At 73.5% G+C, this 19,579-nt stretch carries 21 protein-coding genes; 5 read left to right on the top strand and 16 right to left on the bottom strand.

Annotated features, from left to right (window positions below; translation table 11 throughout):
- Positions 1 to 29 precede the first annotated feature (29 nt).
- Positions 30 to 1,325 (top strand): HAMP domain-containing sensor histidine kinase, encoded by a 1,296-nt coding sequence (locus I4I82_RS20235; protein WP_218589384.1) that lies wholly within the window; start codon positions 30 to 32, stop codon positions 1,323 to 1,325.
- A gap of 34 nt (positions 1,326 to 1,359) precedes the next feature.
- Here the strand turns inward: I4I82_RS20235 and I4I82_RS20240 are convergent, their stop codons facing one another.
- Positions 1,360 to 2,040: a response regulator transcription factor gene (locus I4I82_RS20240; protein WP_218589385.1), complete on the bottom strand. Its 681-nt coding sequence runs from the start codon at positions 2,038 to 2,040 to the stop codon at positions 1,360 to 1,362.
- Between the two features lie 124 nt (positions 2,041 to 2,164).
- Here I4I82_RS20240 and I4I82_RS20245 point away from each other — a divergent pair, with 124 nt between their 5' ends.
- The gene (locus I4I82_RS20245; protein WP_218589386.1) at positions 2,165 to 2,413 is read left to right on the top strand and encodes a hypothetical protein; all 249 of its coding nucleotides are present in this window, start codon (positions 2,165 to 2,167) and stop codon (positions 2,411 to 2,413) included.
- A 4-nt stretch (positions 2,414 to 2,417) separates the two neighbouring features.
- Here I4I82_RS20245 and I4I82_RS20250 read toward each other — a convergent pair whose 3' ends face one another.
- The 9 genes from I4I82_RS20250 to I4I82_RS20290 form a co-directional block, all read right to left on the bottom strand.
- Positions 2,418 to 3,455, bottom strand: coding sequence for an alpha/beta fold hydrolase (locus tag I4I82_RS20250; RefSeq protein WP_218589387.1), 1,038 nt, complete (start codon positions 3,453 to 3,455; stop codon positions 2,418 to 2,420).
- A 35-nt stretch (positions 3,456 to 3,490) separates the two neighbouring features.
- Positions 3,491 to 3,952: a GNAT family N-acetyltransferase gene (locus I4I82_RS20255; protein WP_226370154.1), complete on the bottom strand. Its 462-nt coding sequence runs from the start codon at positions 3,950 to 3,952 to the stop codon at positions 3,491 to 3,493.
- A gap of 41 nt (positions 3,953 to 3,993) precedes the next feature.
- Positions 3,994 to 4,401 carry a nitrile hydratase accessory protein gene (locus tag I4I82_RS20260; RefSeq protein WP_218589388.1) on the bottom strand — a complete coding sequence of 136 codons (408 nt, stop codon included), beginning with the start codon at positions 4,399 to 4,401 and terminating at the stop codon, positions 3,994 to 3,996.
- Positions 4,401 to 4,997, bottom strand: coding sequence for a nitrile hydratase subunit alpha (gene nthA, locus I4I82_RS20265; RefSeq protein ID WP_218589389.1), 597 nt, complete (start codon positions 4,995 to 4,997; stop codon positions 4,401 to 4,403). Before nthA ends, I4I82_RS20260 begins: the two co-directional genes overlap by 1 nt.
- Positions 4,997 to 5,701: a nitrile hydratase subunit beta gene (nthB, locus tag I4I82_RS20270; RefSeq protein WP_218589390.1), complete on the bottom strand. Its 705-nt coding sequence runs from the start codon at positions 5,699 to 5,701 to the stop codon at positions 4,997 to 4,999. Before nthB ends, nthA begins: the two co-directional genes overlap by 1 nt.
- A complete protein-coding gene (locus I4I82_RS20275; protein ID WP_218589391.1) occupies positions 5,698 to 7,245 on the bottom strand; it encodes an amidase in 1,548 nt (515 codons plus the stop codon). Before I4I82_RS20275 ends, nthB begins: the two co-directional genes overlap by 4 nt.
- An 87-nt stretch (positions 7,246 to 7,332) precedes the next feature.
- Complete coding sequence (locus I4I82_RS20280; protein WP_218589392.1) at positions 7,333 to 8,766, bottom strand: substrate-binding protein; 1,434 nt, start codon at positions 8,764 to 8,766, stop codon at positions 7,333 to 7,335.
- Positions 8,766 to 9,098 (bottom strand): ArsR/SmtB family transcription factor, encoded by a 333-nt coding sequence (locus I4I82_RS20285; RefSeq protein ID WP_218589393.1) that lies wholly within the window; start codon positions 9,096 to 9,098, stop codon positions 8,766 to 8,768. Before I4I82_RS20285 ends, I4I82_RS20280 begins: the two co-directional genes overlap by 1 nt.
- A 9-nt stretch (positions 9,099 to 9,107) precedes the next feature.
- Positions 9,108 to 9,938, bottom strand: coding sequence for a helix-turn-helix transcriptional regulator (locus I4I82_RS20290; protein WP_218589394.1), 831 nt, complete (start codon positions 9,936 to 9,938; stop codon positions 9,108 to 9,110).
- A 197-nt stretch (positions 9,939 to 10,135) separates the two neighbouring features.
- On the opposite strand from I4I82_RS20290, the gene I4I82_RS20295 reads away from it, so the two are divergent.
- Positions 10,136 to 10,336 (top strand): hypothetical protein, encoded by a 201-nt coding sequence (locus I4I82_RS20295; RefSeq protein ID WP_218589395.1) that lies wholly within the window; start codon positions 10,136 to 10,138, stop codon positions 10,334 to 10,336.
- Positions 10,337 to 10,407: 71 nt separating this feature from the next.
- On the opposite strand, the gene I4I82_RS20300 is transcribed toward I4I82_RS20295, so the two are convergent.
- From I4I82_RS20300 to I4I82_RS20315, 4 genes are read right to left on the bottom strand one after another with little or no spacing between them, the layout of a single operon-like run.
- Positions 10,408 to 11,610 carry a VOC family protein gene (locus I4I82_RS20300; protein WP_218589396.1) on the bottom strand — a complete coding sequence of 401 codons (1,203 nt, stop codon included), beginning with the start codon at positions 11,608 to 11,610 and terminating at the stop codon, positions 10,408 to 10,410.
- Positions 11,607 to 12,122 (bottom strand): RNA polymerase sigma factor, encoded by a 516-nt coding sequence (locus tag I4I82_RS20305; RefSeq protein ID WP_218589397.1) that lies wholly within the window; start codon positions 12,120 to 12,122, stop codon positions 11,607 to 11,609. Before I4I82_RS20305 ends, I4I82_RS20300 begins: the two co-directional genes overlap by 4 nt.
- 40 nt (positions 12,123 to 12,162) lie before the next feature.
- Positions 12,163 to 13,236, bottom strand: coding sequence for an alpha/beta fold hydrolase (locus tag I4I82_RS20310; RefSeq protein ID WP_218589398.1), 1,074 nt, complete (start codon positions 13,234 to 13,236; stop codon positions 12,163 to 12,165).
- 58 nt (positions 13,237 to 13,294) lie between these two features.
- The gene (locus I4I82_RS20315; protein WP_218589399.1) at positions 13,295 to 13,660 is read right to left on the bottom strand and encodes an HNH endonuclease; all 366 of its coding nucleotides are present in this window, start codon (positions 13,658 to 13,660) and stop codon (positions 13,295 to 13,297) included.
- Positions 13,661 to 13,709: 49 nt separating this feature from the next.
- On the opposite strand from I4I82_RS20315, the gene I4I82_RS20320 reads away from it, so the two are divergent.
- Positions 13,710 to 14,714, top strand: a complete 1,005-nt coding sequence (locus I4I82_RS20320; RefSeq protein WP_218589400.1) for an LLM class flavin-dependent oxidoreductase — start codon at positions 13,710 to 13,712, stop codon at positions 14,712 to 14,714.
- Between the two features lie 136 nt (positions 14,715 to 14,850).
- Positions 14,851 to 16,368, top strand: a complete 1,518-nt coding sequence (locus I4I82_RS20325) for an alpha/beta fold hydrolase (protein WP_226370155.1) — start codon at positions 14,851 to 14,853, stop codon at positions 16,366 to 16,368.
- Between the two features lie 73 nt (positions 16,369 to 16,441).
- On the opposite strand, the gene boxB is transcribed toward I4I82_RS20325, so the two are convergent.
- Together boxB and boxC are read right to left on the bottom strand one after the other, a co-directional pair.
- On the bottom strand, positions 16,442 to 17,854 hold the full coding sequence (gene boxB / locus I4I82_RS20330) for a benzoyl-CoA 2,3-epoxidase subunit BoxB (protein ID WP_218589401.1): 1,413 nt from the start codon (positions 17,852 to 17,854) through the stop codon (positions 16,442 to 16,444).
- Position 17,855: 1 nt separating this feature from the next.
- The gene (boxC, locus tag I4I82_RS20335; protein WP_218589402.1) at positions 17,856 to 19,553 is read right to left on the bottom strand and encodes a 2,3-epoxybenzoyl-CoA dihydrolase; all 1,698 of its coding nucleotides are present in this window, start codon (positions 19,551 to 19,553) and stop codon (positions 17,856 to 17,858) included.
- Positions 19,554 to 19,579: the final 26 nt, after the last annotated feature.

Raw genomic sequence — 19,579 nt, forward strand, 5'->3', positions numbered from 1 at the left:
ACGACGTCACAGGCCCGGGAGGAGTCGAGGTGCGCACACGGATCGTGACGCTCGCCGTGGTGTCGGCGGCCGTCGCCATCGTGCTGTTCGGGCTGCCCCTGGCCGTGGCCGGAGCGCTGTACGCCCAGCAGTACAAGATCCTCGACCTGGAGCGGCAGGCCGAGCGGGCCTCGGTCCGCGTGTCCCAGGCGCTCACCGAGGGTGACGACCCCACGGAGGACGACCTCGACGACGTCGGCGAGCTGACGTTCCGCTCCGTCTACGACACGGACGGCCACCTGCTGCTCGGGCGCGGTCCCGAGACCGGCGACCAGTTCGTCGACAAGGCCACCCGCGGCCGCGTCTCCACCGGGTCGCTCAACGGCGAGCTCGTGGCGGCGGTGCCGGTGATCGACTCGGGTGACGTCGTCGGCGTCGTGCGCGTCTCGGGCTCGGCGAGCACGCTGCTGTGGCCCGTCGGGCTGGCCTGGATCACCATGACCGGGCTCGCCGGGCTCGCGATCGCGGCGGTCCACCTGCTGGCCCGGCGCCAGGCGGCCCGCCTCGCGCAGCCGCTCGACCAGCTCTCCGCGGCCGCGCAGCGCCTGGGCAACGGCGACTTCTCCGTGCGGCTGCCGCCCGTCGAGTACGCCGAGATCGACGCCGTCGGCAGCTCGCTCAACCGCACTGCGAGCCGGCTCGACGACCTCCTCGCCCGGGAGCGCGCGTTCTCCGCGGAGGCCTCCCACCAGCTCCGCACGCCGCTGACCAGCCTGCGGCTCGGGCTGGAGTCGGCACTGGAGCGCCCCGGCGACGACCCGCGGCCGGCGCTGATGCAGGGGCTGCGCTCCACCGAGCGGATCGAGCGGACCATCGAGGAGCTGCTCACGCTCGCCCGGGACACCCACGGCGCCGTCGACGCGCTCGACGTCGGCGCACTGCTGGCCGAGGCGCGGGGGCAGTGGTCGGCCCAGTTCGAGGAGCAGGACCGGCCGCTGATCGTCGTCGTCGACCCCCAGACGCCGCCCGCGCTGGCCTCGGGCGCCGCCGTGCGGCAGGTGCTGGCCGTGCTGCTGGAGAACGCGCTCGTGCACGGCCAGGGTCCGGTGCAGCTCAGCGCGCGCGACGCCGGCGACGCCGTCGGCATCGAGGTGTCCGACCGCGGTCCCGGGATCACCCTCACCGACGCCCAGCTGTTCACCCGGCGCTCGCCGTCGGCCACCGGACACGGCCTGGGGCTCGCGCTGGCCCGGCGGCTCGCCGAGGCCGAGGGCGGGCACCTGCGGCTGTCCCGGCCCTCGCCGCCGCAGTTCGCGCTGCTGCTGCGGGCGGCGACGTCGGTCTGAGGGCCGGGTCGTCCGGCGCTGGACCGTCCGAGCGCTACGGGTTCTCCAGCCGGTACCCGTGCCCGCGCACGGTGACGATCTGCGGCACCGTCCGGCCGGTCTCCGACAGCTTGCGGCGCAGCGCGGCAACGTGGACGTCGAGGGTCTTCGTGGAGCCGTACCAGTGCTGGTCCCACACCTCCGACATCAGCGTCTCCCGGCTCACGGCCGAGCCCGGCTCGACGATCAGGCGGGCGAGCAGGTCGAACTCGCGGGGCCGCAGCGCCAGCTCGTGGCCGTCGACGGTGGCGCGGCGGCTCTCGACGCTGACGGTGAGGTCGCCCGCGTGGTGCGTGGCGGGCGTCTTCGCGGGCTCGGTGCGGCGCAGGTGCGCGCGCACCCGGGCCACCAGCTCGGCCAGCGGCACCGGCTTGACCAGGTAGTCGTCGGCGCCCACCTCCAGCCCGACGACGACGTCCATCTCCCGCGCCCGGGCCGTGAGCATCACGATGACGGTGGTGGGCAGCGTCAGGCGCAGCTGGCGGCAGACCTCCAGGCCGTCGAGGTCGGGGAGGCCGAGGTCGAGCAGGACCAGGTCGACCTCGGTGTCGGCGGCGCGCGCCAGGCCGCCGCGGCCCGTGCGCTCCCAGTGCACGGCGTGCCCGTGCAGCGCGAGGCTCGAGCGCAGGAGCTCGCCGATCTCCTCGTCGTCCTCGATCACCAGCAGGTGACTCATGGCGCCAGCCTAAGTTCGCGTTCGTCGCCACGTTCGGGTGGACCGGTCCGTCGGTCGCTGTGACGGCGGCTGCGCTCCGCTACAACGGGTCGACCATCGCAGCAACGTCGGGGGACGCGCACCCATGAGCATTCCGGCCCAGGCCCGCTCCGTCACGCAGACCGGTCCCGCCCACGCCGTCGGCAGCCGCCCCGGCTTCGGCCCGACGCCGCGCTCGCGGCGCAGCTACACCGCGCGCCCCGACGGGCGGGTGCTGACGGCGCTGCGCGCCACCGCCTACGTCCTCACCAGCCTCGCGAGTCTGGCGTTCCTCGCCCTGGTCGTGCTCGGCGTCGTGTGGTTCGCGCGGCTGCAGGAGCTGCTGCTGCCGTAGCCGCTCAGGACGCGAGCATCTCCGCGATCACGGCGTCGACGGCGGCCGGGTCCTCGGGCCGCAGCCCGAACATGCCGAAGTGGCCCATCGGCGTCTCGATCGGGCGGTAGTGCCCGTTCGGGATGGCCGCGCAGTCGGCCTCGCAGTCCTCCGGCGGGAAGAACAGGTCCTCGGAGAAGGGCACCACGAAGAACTGCGCGGTGATCCGGCCCAGCGCCGCGGCGAGGTCACCGCCGGTGTGGGCGGAGATGTCGCTCGCGCGCCACTTGCGGCCCTGGACGATGAGGTTGTTGGGGTCCATCGGGGCGAAGTAGCCGCGGATGAAGCCCTGGCGGAAGTCGTCGGGCGAGGCGAAGCCCAGGCCGCGCCACAGCTCCTGGCGGAAGAACGCCGACGACAGCCCCATCAGCGAGAACGACACCGCGAGGCGCTGCAGGCCCAGCCGCACCTCGGCCTGGTCGTCGTAGAAGCCGCCGCGGAACGCCGGGTCCGACGTCAGCAGCTCGTTCCAGGTGTCGATGAAGATCTGGTTGTGGACGGGGTTGCGCGCGGTCGCGGCGAACACCGCGGCGCGCGGCACCATGTCGGGGAAGCGGACGGCCCACTCGTAGGTCTGCTGCCCGCCCATCGACCACCCGAGCACGGCCTGCAGCCGCTCGATGCCGAAGTGCTCGGTGACGAGCCGGTGCTGCGCGACGACGTCGTCGGCGATGGCGACCAGCGGGAACTGCCCGCGGTCGAAGGGCGCGGGCGTGTTGGACGGGCTGGAGGAGAAGCCGCCGCCGAACTGCCCGGGCAGGATCACGAAGTGCGTCGACGGGTCGAGCGGGCGGCCCTCGCCGACGTAGGCCTCCATGAACGCCGAGGTGCCGGAGAACATGTGCGGCGCCAGCACCGCGTTGTCCTTCGCGGCGTTGAGCGTGCCGACCGTCCGGTACCCGAGGCGGGCGCCGGGCAGCGTGTAGCCGCTGGTCAGGGCGAAGTTGCCCAGCTCGAAGTACTCGTGCGGTCCGTGGACCTCGTCGGTGTAGTAGCCGGCCATCGGGGGCTCCCTCGTCGTCGGGGGTGGGGCGGCGGTCAGCGTGCCAGCTCCAGGGTGAGGTAGGCACTGTTCGGGTCGTCGGTGTAGCCCGCGAACGGCGGGCAGGGGACGAAGCCGTGCCGGGCGTAGAGGGCGCGGGCGGGAGCGAAGAACTCCTGCGTACCGGTCTCCAGGCTGAGTCGGTGCAGCCCGCGGGCGCGGGCCTGCGCGAGCAGGTGGCGCAGCACCGCCGTGCCGATCCCGCGGCCCTGGTGGCTCGCCGCGGTGCGCATGGACTTGATCTCCGCGTGCCCCGGCTCCAGCACCTTGAGGGCGCCGCAGCCGATCACCGCGCCGTCCTCGACGACCGTCCAGACGGTGACCGCGGGGTCGCGCAGGCCGTCGAGGTCGAGCGCGTGGACGCTCTCGGGCGGGCTGGTGGCCCGCATGTCGCGCAGGTGCTCGTCGAGCAGCGCGACGATGCCCGGACCGGTCAGGTCGTCCACGACGATCAGCACGGTGCCCAGTGTGCCGGGGACCGTGCCGGTCGTCGGGAGCCCTACCGGGCGGGGTCGACCGCCACGGGCTCGCGGTGGGCCTCGTGGTGGTTGGCGTTGCGCGGCGTGGCCAGGACGGAGCGGGTCTGGTCGTCGAGCACGGCCTCGGAGAGCTTGCCGTTGCCCGCGAGGACCGTCTCCAGGGCCTGGAGCCAGTGCTCGTAGTACGACCACGGCTCGGCGCCGCCGTCGGTCTCCCACTTCCTGATGGAGTCGATCAGCGAGAGCTGGAACTCCGACCACTCGTACTGACCGGAGTGGTAGGCCGCTACGGCCATCGCGAACGCGCGCACCTCCCACGGGTGGTCGAAGGAGCGGTCGGCGTCGCTGCCGCCGGGGAGGTCGCAGACCAGCGACTCCACGCGGCGCCGGGCGTCGCCCAGCTCCGTGGCGTCCTGCCGGAGCGCCATCAGGCGGCCTTCGCCGCGCCGACGCCGATCATCGAGTCGCGGGTGACGAGGGCGGCGAGCGCCTTCTCGTCGAGGCCCTCGGTGCCGGCCGGGCGCTGCGGGAGGATCCAGTAGCGCATCTCCGACGAGGAGTCCCAGACGCGGATCTCGACGGAGTCCGGGACCTCGAAGCCGAAGTCGTCGCCCAGGACCTTGCGCGGCTCGCGCACGATGCGCGCGCGGAACGCCGGGTCCTTGTACCAGTTGGGGGGCAGCCCCAGCACCGGCCACGGGTAGCAGGAGCACAGCGTGCAGGTGATGACGTTGTGCACGGTGTCGGTGTTCTCGACGACGACCATGTCCTCGCCCTGCAGGCCGCCGATGCCCAGCTCGGCGCACGCCTCCGTGCCGTTGGCCAGCAGGCGCGCCTTGAACTCCGGGTCGGTCCAGGCCTTGGCGACGACGGCGGCGCCGAGCTGCGGGCCGACCTCGTTCTCGTAGATCTCGACGAGGCGGTCGACCGCCGCCGTCGTCATGATCCCCTTCTCGATCAGGATCGACTCGAGCGCCTTGACGCGCGCGGCGATCTCTTCCTGGGTGCGGACGGTGGCGGTCATCAGGCGGCCTTCTCGGTGGTCGTGGCGAGGGTGATGTAGGGCTCCCACACGTCGAAGTACACGGTGCCGTTGGGATCGGCGGCCTCCGCGCCCCAGAGCTCCTCGGCGGTGAACTTGACGGTGTAGACGTGCTCGGGGGCGTCGGGCCCGCCGTTGCCGGCGCTGTCGGGGTAGATGAACGTGCCGTGCGCCAGCGCGATCTCGCCCGTGCGGCCGCGGATGTACCCGGCCTTGCGGGTGTGGCCGAACGGCACGTCGGACGCGACGGTGACCCGGTCGCCGACCGTGAACTGCGCGACCTTGTCCGACGGGCGCCCCGCCGGGGCACCGGCCTTGACGACGCCGTCGACGAAGGCCAGGAGGTCGGGGTCCTCCTTCTCGGCGGGCAGCGGCGCGTCCGGGTTCTCCAGGTAGTGCTGGGTGCGCCGGTCGAGCTCGGCCTCGTCGATCATGCCCTTCTCGATGCCGTGGTGCTCGATCGTGTGCAGCCAGTGCTCGTAGTAGGGCGAGAGCAGGTACGTGGCCGGGTGCATCTGCTCGATGCCGTAGCGGAACGCGTCGATGCCGAAGAAGCCGGCGCGGAACGTCATGGAGAACATGGCGAACGCCGCCTTCTCCCACTCCGCCCGGTAGACCGGTTCGTCCTCCGGGATCTCGACGGGACCGAGCCCGTCGGTGCCGCCCAGATCGTGCACGCCGTTCATGCCTGGCTCCCTGCTGCTGCTCCTGCGGGCGTCGGGAAGCCCCCGACCGCCTGCTCGTACGTGTGCGCGACGCGCAGCACCGTGGCGTCGTCGAACTGGCGGCCGACGATCATCATCCCGGTGGGGAGGCCGTCGACGAGACCTGCGGGGACGCTGCAGGCCGGGTGGCCCGTGACGTCGGTGACGCAGGTGTTGGCGATCATCTCCAGGGCCCGGCCGATGATCTCCTCGCGCGGGGCGTCCGGGTCGGGGATCGCGGTGGCGTGGATCGGGGTGGTGGGCAGGACCAGCACGTCGTAGCGCGAGAGCGCCTCGTCGTAGGCGGCCCGGAGCTCGTAGGCGAGGTTCTGCGCCATGCCGTAGTGCTTGCCGTGGTGGGAGTCGAGCGCGTGCCTGCCGGCGAGCAGCACGAGCTTGACGGTCTCGGAGAACTGGCTGCCGTCGGCGCGCCACCGGTTGCCGTAGTGCTCCATGACCTCGGGGTCGTAGAGGCCCTTCCAGTTCAGGCCGTACCCGTTGAGGTCGACCATCTGCGACGCCGCGCCCTCGACGGAGATGACGTCCCAGATCGCCGCGCCGTGGCGGTGCCAGGGCACCGACACGTCCTCGACGACGAGCCCGGCGCCGCGCAGCGACTCCGCGGCCGCGCGCACGGCGGCGTCGACGCCCGGGTCGGAGTTGGCGAGGCCGAAGCCCTCGGTGAGGATGCCGACGCGCAGGCCCTCGGCCCCGCGGCCCAGTGCGGCGACGTAGTCGTCGGGCACGAGGTCGCGCGGCTGGCGGGGGTCCTGCCCGTCCGGTCCGGCGATCACGTTCATCACCAGCGCGGCCTCGGCGACGGTGCGCGTGATCGGGCCGACGTGGTCGATCGTCTGCTCGATCGGGAACGCGCCGGTGTAGGGCACGAGGCCCCAGGTGGGCTTGTGCCCGACGACCCCGCACCAGGAGGCCGGCATGCGGATGGAGCCGCCCTGGTCGCCCGCGGTGCCGACGTCGACCAGGCCCGAGGCGACGAGCGCCGCGCTGCCCGACGACGAGCCGCCGGTGGAGTGGGTCTCGTTCCACGGGTTGCGCACGGCGCCGGTGCGGGAGGTGTGCGAGCCGCCGGAGAAGCAGAGGTCCTCGCAGACCGACTTGCCCGCGATGGTGGCGCCCGCGTCGAGCAGGCGCGTGACGATGGTGGCGTCGCGCAGCGGCGTGTAGCCCTCCATCGTCGTCGAGCCGTTCATCATCGGGACGCCCGCGACGGCGGTGTTGTCCTTGACCGCCACGGTCTTCCCGGCCAGCGGACCCTCGCCCGAGCCGGTGATCGACGTCGTCACGTACCAGGCGTTGTAGGGGTTGTCGGCGGCCTCGGGACGGGTCCAGGCCCGCTCGGGCATCGCGGGCGCCGAGGCGGCGTAGAGCTCCTCGACCGCGTCCCACGACGCGAGCAGCCCGTGGACCATCGGCGAGAACGAGGCGACGTCGGCCTCGTCGAGTCCCAGCCCGTAGTGCTGGGCGGCCTTCGCGAGGTCGTCGGGGTCAGGGGGGCGCAAGGGCATGGCGTTCTACCTCCGGAGGGGTGAGAGCGCGAACCTATTGAGCCCTATCCGCACGTGTCAATAGGTAGTGGCACGTTGTCAAGATCGTTAACGCGACGGACTCACGGCGAAACCGCCCGCCACCGCCTCGGCGACGAACAGGTCCTGCTGCACGGTCTCCGGACCGGTCACGGTGACCGGCCCGCGGGGGAACGCCGCCCGGCTCGACCGCAGCTCCCTGGCGATCACGCGCGGCTCGTTCTCCCCGGCCCGCCGCGCCGCCGCCGCGTACAGGTGCACCGCCTCGTACGCCGACTCCGAGATGCTCGACAGCGGCGGCGCGAACCGGCCGTGGGCCTCGCGGTAGCGCCGCAGGAAGGCGCGGTTCGCCTCGCCGGGGAGCTGCTCGAAGTAGCCCGAGACGCCCCACATCCCGGCCGACGCGGCGTCGCCGATCCGCTCGCGGGTGGGCTCCTCCAGCGTCAGCGCGAGGGTGCGGCAGCGCGCGCGCACGCCCATCGCGTGGCACTGGCGCTCGAACGCGACGAGGTCGGCGCCGACGAACGACGACAGCACGACGTCGGCGCCGGAGGCGAGGATCCGCTCGATCAGCGGGCTGAAGTCGCGCGTGCCGAGCGGGGCGAACCCCTCGCCGACGATCGTCGCCCGCCGCTCGGTGAGCACCCGCCACGCCACGGTGTGCACGACCCGCGGCCACACGTAGTCGTTGCCGGCGAGGAACCAGCGGCGCCCGCCCGCCGCCTGCATCAGCGGCCCGGCGGCGGCCTCGAGCTGGGCGCCCGGCCGCTCCCCGAGCTGCACGCACAGCTCGCTGCCCAGCCCGCCCTCGTTCATCAGCGTCTGCACGAGCAGCACACCCGCCGGGCCCAGCTCGGCGGCGGCGCGCTCGAACGTCGCCGAGGTCGTGGTGACCAGCAGCGTGCGGCACCCCGCCCGCACCAGCCGGTGGGCCTCGGCCGCGCCCGTCGCGGGGTCGGTGGCGTCGTCGCCGACGACCAGGCGCAGCGGGCGCCCGTCGATGCCGCCGTCGGCGTTGACCTCGTCGGCGGCCATCGTCGCCATGTTCTCCGTGGCCGCGGCGAACACGCTGCCCAGCCCGGACTTGCTGGTCAGCAGCCCGACGCGGTGCTCGTCGGGGCCGTGCCGGTCGGGCACCGGATGGCCGCGGCGGCGCATGAGCCAGGTCAGCCCGGCGTCGTCGAGATCGGTGACGACGCGGACGCGCGTGCCGGTGCCGTCGCGCTCGAACAGCACGCGCAGGCGCCCGGTCCAGGGCTGGTCGAGCCGGACGTCGATCCGGCCGGGGGAGGCGCCGGGCGCGCGCAGCGCGGTGATCCGGCCCAGCAGCGCGACGCTCTCCCCGCCCAGCGGCGCCTGCATGGACACCGCGGCGCCGACGCCGAGCCGGTCGCACGTGGCGTCGAACAGCCAACCCGCGCCGCTACCGGCTCCGAACAGGGCGAACACCGCGTCGGGTGGCGACTCGATCCGCGTCTGCGCGTGCAGGGCGAGACCGCCCATCACATGGCTCGGCGGTCCGCACCGGTGGTGGACTCGGCGGCGTCCCGGGCCGCGTCGAGCGAGGACTGGAACAGCTCCTGCAGCAGGCGGATGACGTCCTGCGCCGGGCCCGTGGGATCGACGGAGTACATGCGGAACCGGCCCGTGCGGCGCTCGGTGATCAGGCCCGCCGTGCGCAGCACGCGCAGGTGGCTGGAGACGGCCGTGCGTCCCACCCGGGAGATCGCGGCGGACAGCTCGCCCGCGCTGCACTCGTCGCGTCCGGCGAGCACCGCGAGGATCTCGCGCCGCACCGGATCGGCGAGCGCGTCGAACGCCAGGTCGGAGGCCACGGGCGGAGCTTAACCGACGCTCTGCAGTCCGAGGACGCGCAACAGGTCCAGGGCCTGCGCCTCCGGCGTCCCGGGAGCGGCGGAGTAGACGAGCAGGATCTGGTCGTCGGCGTGCACGAGCAGGGAGTTGCAGTCCAGCGACAGCGGGCCGAGCTCGCGGTGGCGGATCGTCTTGGTGTCGCCGTGGCGCTCGTCGAGCTCGCGCAGGTCCCACAGCCGCGCGAACGCCGGGCTGGCCGCGCGCAGGTCGGCGACCAGGCGGCGCAGGCCGGCGTCGTCGGGGTAGCGGGCGGCGGCGCGGCGCAGGTCGGAGACCATGGCGCGGTCGAGGCGTTCGCGGTCGGGGTCCTCCTCCCAGCGCCACGGCCCCGTGAACGACTGCCGCGCGGCGTTGCGCTCGGCCGGGGGCAGGGCGGAGAAGTCGCCGAGCAGCGCGGCGGCCATCGGGTTCCACAGCAGTACGTCGAGCTTGGCGTCCATGAGGAACGCGGGGAGGTCGGTGAAGCGGTCCATGAGCCGGGCGACGCTGGGGCGCACGGCGCTGCGGATGCGCCCGGGTCCCGGCGGGGTGGCGCCGGCGAGGCGGTAGAGGTGCTCGCGCTCGGCGTCGGACACGCGCAGGGCGCGGGCCAGCGCGGCCACGACCGACTCCGACGGGTGCGGCCCGCGGCCCTGCTCCAGGCGCGTCACGTAGTCGACGGACACGCCCGCGAGCTGCGCCACCTCCTCGCGGCGCAGGCCCGGGACGCGGCGGCGGACGCCGGCCGGCAGCCCGACGTCGACGGGGTCCAGGCGCTCGCGCCACGTGCGCAGCGCGCCGGCGAGCTCGGTGCGGTCCATGCGTCCAGCATGCCCCGGTCCGGGTGGCGGAGGGTGGTACCGGCCGTCCCTGCCTGCGCGGTGGCAGCGGTGATCGTCGGCAGTGTGACGCCATGGTCCTCCCGACGGCAGTGACGACGCACTCCCGGTGATCACCGGGCAGCGGGTGTCAGGAGTGGGCCTCACGGCACCTCCCGCGACCACGACTCACACTTCCGGTGATCACCGCCGCTGCGACGGCCGCACCCGATGCGGTCGACACCGGCAGGAGGGCTTCCCGCCCGTCGTACCATCCGCTCGGCAACAGCGGCCCGCAGACGGTGCAGGAGGGGACGGACGCGATCGTCGAGCCGGCGCAGGTGGCGCCGGACGGCCCGACGGGCGGGTTCTTCGACCGGAGCGGCGCGGTGCCCTGGTAGGTCGTGCCCTGGTAGGAGGTCGTGAGTGGGAACCGGTGCCCTGGCACCGGTTCCCACTCACGGGCAGCCCGCTAGGGCTGCAGCAGGCGGAACGCGGTGCCCTGGTCGTCGACGCACCGCGTCATCCGCCCGAACCGCGACTGCACCGTCTCCTGCGCCGTCCCGCCCCCGGCCCGCACCGCGGCCAGGGCGGCGTCGGAGTCGGGCACCCGGAACGTCGGCACGACGGTCGGCACCGCCTCCCCGCCGGCCAGCCCGGTGCGGGGGCGGGTGCGCCCGCCGTCGACGGTGCCGTTCCAGTAGTCCCCGCCGTGGTCGCCGGGCCGGAAGCCCCAGCCCAGGACCGTGCCGTAGAACGCGCGGGCCCGGCCGGAGTCGGGCACCCGCAGCTCCGCGTACTCCGGCAGCGCCACCGCCGGGGCGTCGCCCTCGTGCAGGGCGAACGCAAGGCCCTGGTCGTCGACGCAGTCGGCGACGCGCCCGTGCTCGCGGACCTGCGGCGGCCGTGCGGTCCCGCCCGCGGCGCGCACCACGTCGGACGCGGCGTCGAGGTCGGCCACGGCGTAGCAGAGGAACAGCCCCGCCGACGGGTCGCCCGCGGTGATCCGCAGCCGGCCGAGGTCGCCGAGCACGGCGGCGTAGAAGCGCTCGGCCCGCGCGACGTCGGCGGTCCACAGCGAGGCGAACACGACGTCACCGGGGCGGGCGAGGTCGGCGTCGCGCGAGACCATCCAGCGGTGCCCGGACGGGTCGAGCACCACGCCGCCGCGCCCGTACGGGGAGTCGGTGACGGGCCGCTCCAGCACGCCGCCGGCCGCCACGGCGCGGGCGACGACGGCGTCGGGGTCGGTCACCTCCAGGCGCAGCGACTGGCTCACCCCGCCGCGGGTGACCGGCGCGAGCAGCCCCATCTCACCGAACTCCTCGGCCAGCATGAGGACGCTGTCGCCCAGCGCCACCTCGGCGTGCCCGACCTTCCCGCCGGGCATGACGATCGGCTCGCCGCGGCGGACCCCGCCGAACGCGGTGACGTAGAAGTCCAGGGCCGCGGCCGCGTCGGTGACGGCCAGGTAGGGGGTCAGCGACCGCAGGCGGGCGGTGGCGGGCGCGGCGGTGGTCGCGGCGGTGGGTACAGCGGTGGTCGCAGTGGTCACGGTGTCCTCCACAGGAGACAGCAGCGCGCGCTCCAGGCGGGCGCGCAGGGTGCGGGCGAAGACGGGATCGGGATCGACGGGGACGGCGGCGGCGCGCAGGGCGTCGAGCGGGTCGGTCACCGCGCACCTCCCTCGTAGCCGCGGCGGAACGCGGCGCGGGCGCGCGCCAGCAGCGACTCGGTGGCGTGCACGGTGCGGCCCAGCGCGCGGGCCACGTCGGCGACGGGCAGGCCGTCGAGGTAGCGCAGCGTCAGGGCGGCGCGGTGCAGCGCGGTCTGGGCGTCGAGCACCTCGCGGGCGACCACGGCGTCCACGTGCCCCTCCCACGGGTCCTCGACGTCCTCGGTGGACTCCTCGACGGCGCGCAGCCCGCGCTCCTCCCGCTCGACGGACCGCCAGTGGTCCACGAGCTTGTGCCGCGCGATGCCCACCAGCCACCCGACGTTCAGGGGCGGCGGCGGGTGCCGGCGGCACGCGGTGACCGCGGCCAGGAACGTCTCGGCCGTGAGGTCCTCCGCGAGCGCCCGGCGCCCGCAGCGCGCGAGCAGGTAGCCGTACACCTGCGGCAGCGCGTCGTCGTAGAGCGCGAGCAGCGCCGGTCCCGGTTCGGGGCGGATCTGCTCGCGGTTCACGTCCCTTCGTCGTCCGGGGGCCGCGGGTTCCGTCGGGAGGTCACCCGTTCGTCGTAGCGGCCGTCGTCGCAGAGGCCGTCGTCGTGAGGAAGGTCCGGAACACCGACAGCCACCGCTCCGCCGCGTCGATGTGCGGTCCGTGGCCGGACGCCTCGAACATCTCGGTCGTGACGGCGCCGCCCGCCGCCGCGTACCGCTGCAGCAGCGACCGGATCTGGCTGACCATCGGCTGCGGCGGGTAGACGTCCGCACCCGGCCACCCCGGCACGGCGCCGCCCGCGCCGAGCGCGCCGAACTCGAGCATCGAGCCGTCGGCGATCACGAGGTCGCCCATGCCGTGCGTCCACAGCACCGGCGGCTTCGCCGCGATGTCGACCAGCCCCGTCCAGTCGCAGTACTTCGGGGACAGTGCGTTGAGGATGCCGGTGGTGCCGGGTGCGAGGCCCGGCCAGTTCTCGGTCGGCGTGGAGCCGCCGGGGTAGCCGTCGTCGCCGACGAGCGTCAGCAGGACCTCGTCGACGAGGAGGTCCTCGCGCGGCTCGGTGTGCGTGGGCGCCCAGTAGAGCGAGCGCATGACGCTGCGGGGCGAGAGCGGGCTGTCGGCGCTGCGGTCGCCCGCGCGCAGGCGCTCGACGAGCTCGGGGTTGGCGCCGCCGCCACCCGAGCCCGCGGCGTCGGGGAAGCAGGGGGTGCCGTCGGCGAACGTGCCGCCGTAGCCGTGCGGGGAGACCGGGTCGATGAACGTCAGCGACGCCACCGGGCGCGCCATCGCGAACCGGGCGATCGCCGCGCCCGCCGTCGACCACCCGACCAGGTGCACCGGCCCGTCGACGCCGAGTGCGCGCAGCAGGGCGTCGAGGTCGTCGGCCCAGTCGTCGAGGCCGCGGGTGGCGTCGATCGGGGCGGGCTCGGACCGGCCGAAGCCGCGCATGTCCGGCGCGATCACCCGGTACTCGGGCAGCCCGGGCATGAGGTGCTCGTAGAACCGCGAGGTGGAGAGGTTGCCGTGCACCATCACCACGACCGGGCCGTCGGCGGGCCCGGACTCCAGGTGGTGCATCCGGATGCGGTCGGTCTCGGTGGTCGCGGAGCGCACGCCGGGCAGGAGGTCCATGTCCGCGGATGCTGGTGGCCCCGTGCTGGTGGGTCAAGTGGGCCGGTCGGTCAAGGGGTCACGTGAGCCGGCGCAGCTGCGCCGCGAGGTAGGGCCGGGCCCGCCGCCGGCCGCCGCGCGCGGCGATGGCGCGGTCGAGCGCGCGCAGCGACCGGACGACCCCGTCGACGTCGGGCGACCAGCCGCGGCGCTCGCACTCGGCGATCCAGTCGGCGGGGGTGGCGTGCCCGCGCTGCCGGTTGCACCGCGAGCACGCGACGACCTCGTTCTCGCGCCACGACGGGCCGCCCTTGACGCGCGGCACCAGGTGCTCGGTGGTCGGGCGCACCAGCCCGGTGCAGCGGCGGCGGCACCACACGCAGCGGTCGCCGTCGCGGTCGATCGCCTCGCGCAGCCGGGTGGCGCGGTCGGCCTGGTCGCTCATCGCCTCCCAGTGTGCGACGCGCGGCGCGCGCCCGCTCTAGGGTCGGGGCATGACGGAGCGGATGGGTGTGGCGGTCCACGGCGGCACGCTGACGACGGCGGTGAACGCCGCGGTGCGGGCCGAGGAGCGCGGCTTCGAGTCGGTGTGGACCACCGAGTTCTACGACCGCTCGGCCACGGTCTCGCTCGCCGCGATGGCGCTGCGCACGTCGACGATCACGGTGGCGTCGGGCATCGCCTACGCCGTGGGGCGCAGCCCGCTCGTGCTCGCCGCCGAGGCCCGCGACCTCGCCGAGCTGTCGGGCGACCGGCTCGTCCTGGGCCTGGGCACCGGCACCCGCACCATGCAGCGCGACTGGCACGGCGTCGACGGGGCCTCGCCCGCCCCGCGCATGGAGGAGCTCGTGCCCCTGCTGCGCCGGATCTGGACGATGGACGCCGCCGGCGTGCAGCACGAGGGTCGCTTCTACCGGATGGCGCTGCAGCCCACCGCCGCGGTGACGCCCCGCCCGCCGGTGCCGGTCTACCTCGCCGGTTTCAACGCGCGGATGGTGCAGGCCGCGGGCGCCGTCGCCGACGGGCTGGTCGGGCACCCGATCTTCACCCGCCGCTACGTCGAGGAGGTCGTGCGGCCCGCGCTCGCCGCCGGGGCCGCGCGCACCGGCCGCCCCGCCGACATCCCGGTTGCCGGCTATGTGATCACCAGCGTGGCCGATGACGGCGACCGCGCCCGCCGCGACGCCGCCGCCCAGATCGCCTTCTACACCGTGGTCCGGACCTACGCGCCGCTCGTCGAGCTCGAGGGCTTCACCACGGAGGTCGCCGCGATCCGCGACGCCTGGAAGGCCCGCGACCACGACGGCATGATCGCCGCCGTCAGCCCCGCGATGCTCGACCGGATGGCCGTCGCCGGCACCCCCGACGAGGTCCGCGACCGGATTCCCGGCTTCCACGGGCTCTACGACCGCCTGCTCTGCTACATCCCCAGCTACGGCCTGTCCGACGGCGAGATCGGCGAGCGCCTCGACGCCGCGATCGACACGTTCGGGTCGTGAATCCGGACGTTCCGGTCGGCTGCCCGAGTTGGTGTTGGCTCTCGTGCTGATCAGGTGACACGCTCCTCGTCGTCGGGGTGCGCGCAGTCGTGCGATCACTCCCGGTGACGAGATCGGGGGGAACGTGCGCAGATCCGTGACGGCCGTGCTGACGGCCGGACTGCTGGCCGCGGGGGTGCTGGTGGCGCCCCTGGCGCAGGCCTCCCCGGTGCCGCAACCGCCTCCCGGGTTCGTGCCCGCGCCGGTGGTGTGGGGGCCGTGCGAGGCGTCGGCGCTCGTGTCGGCGGGAGCCGAGTGCGGGTTCGTCGCGGTGCCGCTCGACCACGACGACCCGACCGGACCGACCATCGAGATCGCGGTCTCGCGCGTCGTCCACACGACGCCGCAGTCGCAGGGCGTCATGCTCGTCAACCCCGGCGGCCCGGGCGGCTCGGGGCTGACGCTCGCGCTGCTCGGCGGGGCCGTGCCGAACGGGGCGGGCGCCTCCTACGACTGGATCGGGTTCGACCCCCGCGGCGTCGGCTCCAGCCGCCCCGCGCTGAGCTGCATCCCCGACTACTCCGGGTTCAACCGTCCCGACTACCGGCCCGAGGCGGGCACCGAGCAGGCCTGGCTCGACCGGTCGCGCTCCTACGCCGAGGCCTGCGCGACCAACGGCGGCCCGCTGCTCGACCACCTGAAGAGCATCGACACCGTCCGCGACATGGACGTCCTGCGCGCCGCACTGGGTCAGGAGCAGATCAACTACTACGGCTTCTCCTACGGCACGTACCTCGGCCAGGTGTACGCCACGCTGTTCCCCGACCGGGTCCGGCGCCTGGTGATGGACGGCGTGGTCGACGTCCGCAACATCTGGTACGAGGCCAACCTCAACCAGGACGTCGCGTTCGAGCGCACCATCGGCGCGTTCTTCGACTGGATCGCGAAGAACGACGCCGTCTACGGCCTGGGCACCTCCGGCGAGGACGTCGAGGCGCTCTACTACTCCGTGCAGGACGACCTCCGGGCGGCGCCCGCGGGCGGCATCGGGCCGGCGGAGTGGAACGACCTGTTCCTCAGCGCCGGCTACAACGTCCTCGCCTACCCCGGCATCGCGCAGGCCTTCTCCGCCTACGTGAACGACGGCGACGTGGCGGCGCTGGAGGGGGCCTACGGCTTCGACCCGGCTGCACCGGACGACAACGGCTACGCGATCTACCTCGCCGTGCAGTGCACCGACCTGCCGTGGCCGGACTACGAGCGGGTGCGCGCCGACAACACCCGCGTCGACGCGGTGGCCCCGTTCGAGACGTGGGCCAACGCCTGGTTCAACGGCCCCTGCTCGTTCTGGCCGGCGCAGGCGGGCACGCCCGTCGAGGTCGACGGGAGCGGCGTGGCGGGCGCGCTGCTGCTCAGCGAGACCTTCGACGGCGCCACGCCGTTCGACGGCGCGCTGAACGCCCGCGAGCTGTTCCCGAACGCGGTGCTGGTCGAGGGCGTCGGCGGGTTCACGCACTCGGCCTCGCTGTCGGGCGTCGCGTGCACCGACACGATCGTCGCCGACTACCTGGCCACCGGCGCCCTGCCGGCGCGCCAACCGGGGAGCGGCCGGTCGGACGTGCAGTGCGACCCCCTGCCCCAGCCCGACGCCCCGGCCCCCGCCGCGGCCTCCTGAGCCAGGGGTACCCACGCGAACGGCCCGCTCGCCCGACCAGGTCGGGCGAGCGGGCCGTTCGCGTGGAGCGGGATCAGGCGAAGTGCACGTACTCGTACTCGAACGGCTTGTCGTTGATGCCGTTGCTCGGCGGCGCGATCCAGCCGGCGATCTTGCCGGGCTCGTAGACCGGGCGCATCAGCGACTGGACGTGCACCTTGTCGGCCTCGGTCGGCAGCCAGCGGTCCTTGCTGGCCTCCCACACGTCGGGCCCGACGACGTCGCCCTTGGGTGTGACGTGGTGCCCGGAGAACAGGCCGACCTCGCGGTTGAAGCCGACGTGGGGCAGCGACAGGCGGTGGTCGAGACCCGCCTTCTCCAGCACGCGGTTCCAGCGCTTCATCCCGGTGGCGCAGTCCTGGACGTACTCGTTGCGCAGGTCGTGGTTGAGCGCGACCAGCGCGGAGACCTCCTCGGTGGTGACGACGCCGTCGCGCACGAGGTCGACGTGCGCGGCGTCCTCGGTGAGGACGTGGTCGTCCTTGCGCCGCTCCTCCTGCCAGCGGCCCTTGAGCCCGGCGGTGAAGTAGTTGGCGGCGTTGGTCGACTTCTCCGACCCGAACAGGTCGAGGCTGACCGAGTAGTGGAAGTTGACGTACTTCTGGATGACGTCGAGCGGGATGCCGCCGTGCGGGGCGATGTCGTCGGTGTCGTGCTCGCGCATGAGCTCGGCGCTGCGGGTGACGACGCGGTCGATGCCGGTGGTGCCCACGAACATGTGGTGGGCCTCCTCCTTGAGCATGAACTCGCACGTCCGCGAGAGCGGGTCGAACGCCGACTCCTTGAGCGTGCCGAGCTGGTACTTCCCGTCGCGGTCGGTGAAGTAGGTGAACATGAAGAACGACAGCCAGTCCGGGGTCTCCTCGTTGAACGCCCCGAGGATGCGCGGGCTGTCGAGGTCGCCGGAGTTGCGCTGCAGCAGCGCCTCGGCCTCCTCGCGGCCGTTGCGCCCGAAGTAGGCGTGCAGCAGGTAGACCATCGCCCAGAGGTGGCGGCCCTCCTCGACGTTGACCTGGAAGAGGTTGCGCAGGTCGTAGAGCGACGGGGCGGTCTCGCCCAGGCGGCGCTGCTGCTCGACCGAGGCGGGCTCGGTGTCGCCCTGGATGACGATCAGGCGCTGCAGCTCGGCGCGGAACTCACCGGGGACCTGCTGCCAGACGGGCTGGCCCTTCTGCTCGCCGAACGCGATCTTGCGGTCGGCGTTGTGCTCGGAGAGGAAGACCCCCCAGCGGTACTCCTCCATGGCGACGTGGCCGAACTGGGCCCAGCCCTCGCGGCCGACGTCGACGGCGGTGCGCAGGTAGACGTCCTCGGTGGGGACGGCCGGGCCCATCGTCTTCCACCAGTTGATGAAGTTGGGCTGCCAGCTCTCCAGCGCGCGCTGGAGCTTGCGGTCGCCGGCGAGATCGACGTTGTTGGGGATCTTCTCGCTGTAGTCGATGCTCATGTCAGACCCGCTTCCGGTCGAAATCGGCCTTGCGTCCCGTGCCGTACTTGCGCAACGCGCCCTCAGGGCCGGACGCGTTGGGTCGAACGAAGATCCAGTTCTGCCAGGCGGTGAGCCGGCTGAAGATGCGGCTCTCCATGGTCTCGGGCCCGACGAACCGGTGGTTGGCCTCCATGCCGGTCAGGGCGTCGGGGGAGAGGGAGGCCCGCTCCTCGAGCATGATCCGGACCTCGTCCTCCCAGTCGATGTCGTCGGGGGCGTCGGTGACCAGCCCCAGCTCCATCGCCTCGGCGGCCTCGATCCGGCGCCCGGTCTCCTGGCGCAGCTTGGCTACGGTGTCGTCGTCGCCGTAGAAGCGCGAGCCCAGCCGCGACAGCCCGTTGGACATGGGGAAGGTCCCGAAGTTCGACGCCGACAGCACCATCTGCGCCGGCTCGCCCTCCTGGGAGTCCTCCTCCATGAAGCCGTCGAGCATGTACTGGCGGTCGCACGCCAGCGCCAGCTCCAGCAGCGCACCGGCGAAGCACGAGCCCGGCTCGATCAGCGCGATGAGCGAGCGGGAGGTGACGTCGAGGCGCTTGAGCACGCGCTTGAAGTAGTGGCGGATCTCGTTGACCAGCCAGTCGGACCCGCTGTACTGCTCGATGACCCGCTCGAAGGCCAGCGCGTCCTCGACGTCGCCCTTCGTGCGGATGATCCAGGTGCCCAGCTCGAGCTCGTTGGCGCGCAGCCGCAGGATCAGGTCGTCGAGCTCGCGGGTCATGGCCAGCGGCCAGAACTCCGCACCCAGCTCGTGCACCCGCAGGGCGGTGTCGGGCACGTCGCCCTCCGGCCCGTGCACGGTGATGTTGACCAGGCCCGCGTCGCGGTCGAAGTCCGCGGTGACGTGGCGGTAGCGGATCCCGTCGGCGTCCTCCTCGCGCTCCAGCGGCGGGAGTGCGACGCCGGTGGCGTCGGACGGGCGGGTCGAGGCGGCGGCGGCGGTGGCGGCGCGCTCGGCGACCGTCTCGTCCCAGGCGCGCTTGGGGATCACCTCGTCGACGAGCTTCCACTCCACGGCCTGCTTGCCGCGGGCGCCCTCGGACTTGGTGGCGAACACGTCGGCGCGGTCCTTGCGGACGCGGCGCTTGTCGATCACCCGGGTCAGCCCGCCGGTACCGGGCAGCACGCCCAGCAGCGGCACCTCCGGCAGCGACACCGCGGAGGAGTTGTCGTCGATGAGCAGGATCTGCTCGCACGCCAGCGCCATCTCGTAGCCGCCGCCCGCCGCGGTGCCGTTGAGCGCCGCGATCCAGGTCTGGCCCGAGTTCGCGGTGGCGTCCTCGATGCCGTTGCGGGTCTCGTTGGTGAACTTGCAGAAGTTCACCTTCCACGGGTGGCTGGACTGCGCCAGCATCCGGATGTTCGCGCCCGCGCAGAAGTTGCGATCCTTCGCGCTGGTCAGCACGACCGCCTTCACGCCCGGGTGCTCGAAGCGCAGCCGCTGCGTGGCGTCGTAGAGCTCGATGTCGACGCCCAGGTCGTAGCTGTTCATCTTCAGCTCGTAGCCACCGACGATGCCGCCCGCCTCGTCGATGTCGAGCCGCAGGTACGCGACCTCACCCTGGACGTCGAGCTTCCAGTGGCGGTACGACGACGGCTCCCTGTCGAAGGAGACCGTGGGGATCTCGGCCTGGTCGGGATCTGCGGTGGTGGTCATCCGTCCTCCGTTGGTCGGCGCTCACT

Origin of the sequence: Pseudonocardia oceani, assembly GCF_019263585.2 — a bacterium.
Lineage (GTDB): Bacteria > Actinomycetota > Actinomycetes > Mycobacteriales > Pseudonocardiaceae > Pseudonocardia > Pseudonocardia oceani.

Bases quoted from the DNA above. Each gene is read 5' to 3' on its own strand.
- I4I82_RS20240 (WP_218589385.1), bottom strand. From the start codon at position 2,040: ATGAGTCACCTGCTGGTGATCGAGGACGACGAGGAGATCGGCGAGCTC.
- I4I82_RS20245 (WP_218589386.1), top strand. From the start codon at position 2,165: ATGAGCATTCCGGCCCAGGCCCGCTCCGTCACGCAGACCGGTCCCGCC.
- I4I82_RS20250 (WP_218589387.1), bottom strand. From the start codon at position 3,455: ATGGCCGGCTACTACACCGACGAGGTCCACGGACCGCACGAGTACTTC.
- I4I82_RS20260 (WP_218589388.1), bottom strand. From the start codon at position 4,401: ATGGCGCTCCGGCAGGACGCCACGGAGCTGGGCGACGCCCGGCGCCGC.
- nthA (WP_218589389.1), bottom strand. From the start codon at position 4,997: ATGACCGCCACCGTCCGCACCCAGGAAGAGATCGCCGCGCGCGTCAAG.
- nthB (WP_218589390.1), bottom strand. From the start codon at position 5,701: ATGAACGGCGTGCACGATCTGGGCGGCACCGACGGGCTCGGTCCCGTC.
- I4I82_RS20275 (WP_218589391.1), bottom strand. From the start codon at position 7,245: ATGCCCTTGCGCCCCCCTGACCCCGACGACCTCGCGAAGGCCGCCCAG.
- I4I82_RS20280 (WP_218589392.1), bottom strand. From the start codon at position 8,766: ATGGGCGGTCTCGCCCTGCACGCGCAGACGCGGATCGAGTCGCCACCC.
- I4I82_RS20290 (WP_218589394.1), bottom strand. From the start codon at position 9,938: ATGGACCGCACCGAGCTCGCCGGCGCGCTGCGCACGTGGCGCGAGCGC.
- I4I82_RS20310 (WP_218589398.1), bottom strand. From the start codon at position 13,236: ATGGACCTCCTGCCCGGCGTGCGCTCCGCGACCACCGAGACCGACCGC.
- I4I82_RS20315 (WP_218589399.1), bottom strand. From the start codon at position 13,660: ATGAGCGACCAGGCCGACCGCGCCACCCGGCTGCGCGAGGCGATCGAC.
- I4I82_RS20320 (WP_218589400.1), top strand. From the start codon at position 13,710: ATGACGGAGCGGATGGGTGTGGCGGTCCACGGCGGCACGCTGACGACG.
- boxB (WP_218589401.1), bottom strand. From the start codon at position 17,854: ATGAGCATCGACTACAGCGAGAAGATCCCCAACAACGTCGATCTCGCC.
- boxC (WP_218589402.1), bottom strand. From the start codon at position 19,553: ATGACCACCACCGCAGATCCCGACCAGGCCGAGATCCCCACGGTCTCC.